A 3,318-nucleotide genomic window follows, 5' to 3' on the forward strand; every position below is an offset into this window, starting at 1 on the left:
TCGGCGGTGCTCGCCGGCATGGGCCTGGCGGTCGTCTCCGAGTGGATGCTGGCACCCGAACTTGCAAGTGGGGAAGTCGTATCCGTGCTCGACGACTGGGGCCTTCCCGGCGTCGATCTCTGGGCGCTTTTCCCGACTGGACGCATGGCGAGCGCGAAAGCGAGGGCGTTTGTGGCGTTCGTTGAAGAAACCCTGGCCGGTGTGGACTCGCACGTCGGATGACGTATTGCGATGGCCAGGGGCAACGTCAAATCCTGGTGCGCTGGTCGGACTCGCCCGCCGTGACTCCATGCTGGCGAAGCACGGGAAGCATGTCGTCAGGTTCCGGCCGATACGTGTAGTCCGGGTTCACCTCCGAATACAGGATCGTGCCGTCCTGTCCAATCACATATCGCGCCGGCATCGGTAAAGTCCAGCTGGCGTCGCCATTGAAAGCTGGCAGGTCGTTCTTCAAAGATTGATAGAGATCGACCAGATAGTCCGGAAGTGCGAAACGGATTCCGAATGCCGCGGCCACGTCGTTATGTGTATCGATCAGAATCGGGAAGCTCAGATTGTTTGTTCGAATCGACTTGCGGCTGTTCACTGCATTCTGCGGCGAAATGGCGACCAGACTGGCGCCGTGTTCCTTGAAAGCGGCAAGCGACGTTTCGAGCGCCTGAAGTTCGAGGTTGCAATAAGGGCACCACACGCCGCGATAAAAGCTGACCACGAGCGGCCCTTTCGCAAGCAACGCGGCCGATGAAACCCCTTCGCCGTCCGAATCGTTCAGTGTAAATTCCGGTGCAATATCGCCGGCTTTCAATGCGTGGCGTGCCTGACCCGATGCGATGAGTTCCGCAGTCGCCCGCTCCATTACCGGATGAATTTCCGGCGGTGCGAAGTACGGTGCTTTTCCGCCCTTGAAGTCCGCCTTCAAGGCATCGAGTTTTTGCTGAAGTGCCATATGTACCCCTTGCTGTGCGAGTGGATTATCCGCGTCCGACGGATCAGATCATCTTCTGCGGCCCTACGATCCGGAAGGCATGTCGAACGCATAACATTCATTCCCAGAGGGCATGGAGCGCGGTGAGTTGCATTTATTCCCGCGTGGAATTCGCGTTATTCGAAAGCGCCCGTAGCCGTTCCCAGACGAACTCGATAACTTTGCCACGGGGTCGGGCAAGACCGCCCGACACGCATACAACGTTCTCAATGGGATTCGTCATGTCCAGGTTACAAGGCAAAGTCGCGGTCATCACGGGTGGCAGCAGCGGTATCGGTTTCGCGACGGCAAAGCGGTTTGCTGAGGAGGGCGCGCACGTCTTTATCACCGGGCGGCGGCAGGCGGAACTCGATAAAGCTGTCGAAGCAATCGGCCGGAATGTCACAGCGGTTCAGGGTGACGTCACCCATCCCGACGATCTCGATCGGCTGTACGCCAAGGTCAGGGAAACCAGGGGTGTGATCGACGTGTTGTTCGCGAATTCGGGGTTTATCGAGTTGCAGGGCATTGATCAGATCAGCCCGGAGCATTTCGATAAAATCTTCGGTATCAACACAAAGGGCCTGCTGTTCACGGTGCAAAAGGCGTTGCCCTTGATGCGCCAAGGCGGGTCGATCATCCTCGTGTCGTCCATTGCCAATGTGAAGGCTTTCCAGTCTCACGGCGCGTACAGCGCGTCCAAGGCGGCGGTCCGTTCGTTTGCACGGACCTGGACGCTCGAACTCAAGGATCGCGGCATTCGCGTGAATACGCTGAGTCCGGGACCGGTGGATACGCCGATCATCGACTCGCAGTTCGAGACGAAGGAAGAATCGGACAAGCTGCGCGAGTCCTTCGCGAAAGTCATTCCTCTTGGCCGCATGGGACGCCCGGAGGAGCTTGCGGCTGCCGCGTTGTTCCTGGCATCGGACGAAAGCAGCTTTGTCGCGGGGATCGATCTTCCCGTCGATGGCGGCATGGCACAGGTTTGAGCAGCGAACCCACAGGCTGGCCAGTCGATCACGACGAACGATAAAAATGGACGCCGATGCCAGGATGCTTGCGCTAAGCGCCATATCGCACGAGTCGCGACTGGCCATTTTCAGGGTGCTCGCCGGCACGGGGCCGTGCGGATTGTCTGCCGGCGAGATCTCCGGAAATCTGGGAATCGTTCCGTCCAGCCTGTCTTTCCACCTGAAGGACATGCGCCGCGCGAAGCTCGTGTCCGCACGCCGGGAGCGGACGTTCATTTACTACTCGGCGAGCGTGGACGTCATTCAGGAAGTCATCGATTTCCTGAGTGAAACCTGTCTCGCCAGTTCGGGAGGCAGTTCTCCCGGCACGTAGGAGGGCTGTACTCCGGTCAATCAGGCTTCAGCATTCTCCGGCAACTTCGCGATCACCTTGATCTCGAACTGAAAGCCATAGAGCCAGGTCACGCCGACCGCAGTCAGTGTCGGATGCGGCGCGTCGCCCCAGTACTCGGATACGACCTTCCAGATTGTCTCGAACTTCGATTCCGGGTCGACCATGAAGACCGTGACGTCGACCGCGTCGTCGAATGTGCATCCGGCCGCCGCCAGAATCGCGTTGAGATTGTCGAACGCGAGCCGGACCTGCGTCTCGAGATCCGGCTCGGGCAAACCGTCCTCACGGCTGCCGACTTGCCCCATTCGTGATTACAGCGATCGCTCGATCGCTTTGCCGAGCAGGTCCAGGCCAAGATCGATTTCATCTTCGTGAACGGTCAGCGGCGGCGCGATCCGGAATACGCCGCCCATCCCGGGCAACTGCACGATGTTCATGCTGAGCCCGAGATTCATGCACTCGCGCGTGATCTTGGCGCCGAGCCCATCGGCGGGTTCTTTCGTGCGGCGATCCTTGACGATCTCCATGCCGAGAAGCAGGCCACGCCCGCGAATATCGCCGATGCAATCGAAACGTTCCATCAGACCCGAAAGGCCCCGTCTAAGCCGATCGCCCATCAAGTTCGCACGCGCAACCAGCCCCTCGCGCTCGACTACGTCCAGCACACGCAAGCCGATGGCCGCGGGAAGCGGATCGGACACGTGGGTCGTATAGAACAGGTAGCCGAGCTCGTGCGCGCGCTCCTCGATCGCGGCGGACGTCACGACGGCTGCGAGCGGCAAACCGGCGCCCAGCGTCTTCGATAACGTCAGGATGTCGGGCGTGACGCCATCGCGCTCGCAGGCGAACATGGTGCCCGTTCGGCCGATGCCGGTCTGCGCTTCATCGAGGATCAGCAGCATGCCGCGCTCCTCGCATTTGCGTTTCAGCGCTGCCATATAGCCAACCGGCAATTCGATGATCCCGCCGGAACTGAGAATCGGCTC

At 59.9% G+C, this 3,318-nt stretch carries 5 protein-coding genes and 1 pseudogene; 3 read left to right on the plus strand and 3 right to left on the minus strand.

Annotation, left to right across the window (positions count from 1 at the left end):
- The coding region (locus ACRXB1_RS33185; RefSeq protein WP_449494437.1) for a LysR substrate-binding domain-containing protein at positions 1-222 on the plus strand (222 nt) is incomplete at its 5' end.
- A gap of 25 nt (positions 223-247) precedes the next feature.
- Here the strand turns inward: ACRXB1_RS33185 and ACRXB1_RS33190 are convergent.
- Positions 248-946 (minus strand): peroxiredoxin-like family protein, encoded by a 699-nt coding sequence (locus ACRXB1_RS33190; protein WP_449494438.1) that lies wholly within the window; start codon positions 944-946, stop codon positions 248-250.
- A 260-nt stretch (positions 947-1,206) separates the two neighbouring features.
- Here ACRXB1_RS33190 and ACRXB1_RS33195 point away from each other — a divergent pair, with 260 nt between their 5' ends.
- Together ACRXB1_RS33195 and ACRXB1_RS33200 are read left to right on the plus strand one after the other, a co-directional pair.
- The gene (locus ACRXB1_RS33195) at positions 1,207-1,956 is read left to right on the plus strand and encodes an SDR family NAD(P)-dependent oxidoreductase (protein ID WP_449494439.1); all 750 of its coding nucleotides are present in this window, start codon (positions 1,207-1,209) and stop codon (positions 1,954-1,956) included.
- 46 nt (positions 1,957-2,002) lie between these two features.
- Positions 2,003-2,311: an ArsR/SmtB family transcription factor gene (locus ACRXB1_RS33200; RefSeq protein WP_449494440.1), complete on the plus strand. Its 309-nt coding sequence runs from the start codon at positions 2,003-2,005 to the stop codon at positions 2,309-2,311.
- 20 nt (positions 2,312-2,331) lie between these two features.
- Here ACRXB1_RS33200 and ACRXB1_RS33205 read toward each other — a convergent pair.
- Together ACRXB1_RS33205 and ACRXB1_RS33210 are read right to left on the minus strand one after the other, a co-directional pair.
- Positions 2,332-2,634 (minus strand): annotated as a pseudogene (locus ACRXB1_RS33205) (RidA family protein); the annotation flags it as partial.
- Between the two features lie 9 nt (positions 2,635-2,643).
- Positions 2,644-3,318, minus strand: a 675-nt coding sequence (locus ACRXB1_RS33210) for an aminotransferase class III-fold pyridoxal phosphate-dependent enzyme (protein ID WP_449494441.1), incomplete at its 5' end; no start/stop codon positions are given.

This window comes from Caballeronia sp. M23-90 (genome assembly GCF_053574605.1).